The following is a 1076-nucleotide window of genomic DNA, read 5'->3' as shown; positions in this document are numbered from 1 at the left end:
GCATAAAAACGATCTGTCTCCCCATGCCCCGCTATCGCCGGAAGCCGCCAGTTCTCTCCAGGCGGAAGTGGATCGTCTGTACCGGATTTTCGTCAGCCAGGTCGCCCAGATGCGCAACCTGAGCGAGGACAACGTGCGCAATACGAAAGCGCGTCTGTTCTTTGGCGAAGAAGCCGTGTCGTTAGGGCTGGCGGACGCCGTCTCAAGCTTTGATCAAACCCTCTCTGAATTCACCGATGCGTTACGACGACAAGGCGCACTCACGCCTCGTGAACGTCGTAACGCGCACGCTTACCCTCGCTCGTCCAAGGAGCTTATTGTGTCTGAAGCCCCCCCAGAAACCTTACCCACCCACATTGACGATCCTATCGTGGAAGCGTCTATCGAGCCGGCTTCGCCGCCGGTGCAGGCGCCGCCTTACGCCCAGGCGCAGGCCATTGCCGAGCTTTGTTTGATTGCTGGCGTTCCACAACGCACCGCCGAGTTTCTCGCCGCGGGCAGCAGTGAGGCGCAGGTCCGGCAGGTCTTGCTGAGCGCGCGAGCGGAGCAACCTGAAATCGCCTCGCGCATTACAGCGGAAACAGGGACGCAGCTGCGCCCCGAGCAAAGTCCGGTTGTCGCCGCGGTCAAACGTTTGGCGGGAGAAGCGTAGTCAATGCCCGCCATTCACGAAACCAACAATCTGGGGGATCTGCTCAAGTTCGAAGCCCCCAATCTCTATTCCCGCGATGTAGCCAGCGTCGCGGTCGGACAAAAGCTGACGCTGGGAGCCGTTGTTTCCCTGGATGCGGAAGGACGACTGAAAGCGCTGACGCCAGCGGCCGAGGGCGGCGATACGGCCGTCGGCGTTCTGGCCGTGAGCATCGACGCCACCAGCGCGGAGCGACATGACGCGCTTTTTATCGCCCGTCACGCGGTGGTCGCAAGCGATGCGCTGATCTGGCCTTCCGACATTACCCCCGAACAAAAAGCCGCTGCGATGGCGCAACTGAAAGCGCGCGGCCTGCTGGTGCGCGCGAGCGCCTGACGTCCCTCCTGAGAAAGAGTTCATGCTGAATCCCTTTGATACCCCCGCC

Annotated in this window: 2 protein-coding genes; both read left to right on the top strand. The window is 61.5% G+C overall.

Features of this window, described 5'->3' with window-relative positions:
• On the top strand, window positions 1-652 hold a 652-nt coding region (locus KP814_RS32610), incomplete at its 5' end, for a S49 family peptidase (protein ID WP_216740683.1).
• 3 nt (window positions 653-655) lie between these two features.
• Window positions 656-1027: a head decoration protein gene (locus KP814_RS32605; RefSeq protein ID WP_216740682.1), complete on the top strand. Its 372-nt coding sequence runs from the start codon at window positions 656-658 to the stop codon at window positions 1025-1027.
• The last annotated feature ends 49 nt before the right edge of the window (window positions 1028-1076 follow it).

This window comes from Hahella sp. HN01 (genome assembly GCF_018986435.1).
Taxonomy (GTDB): Bacteria; Pseudomonadota; Gammaproteobacteria; order Pseudomonadales; family Oleiphilaceae; genus Hahella.
Note: the sequence above shows the minus strand (reverse complement) of the source record. Positions and strands in the feature narration are given on the sequence as shown.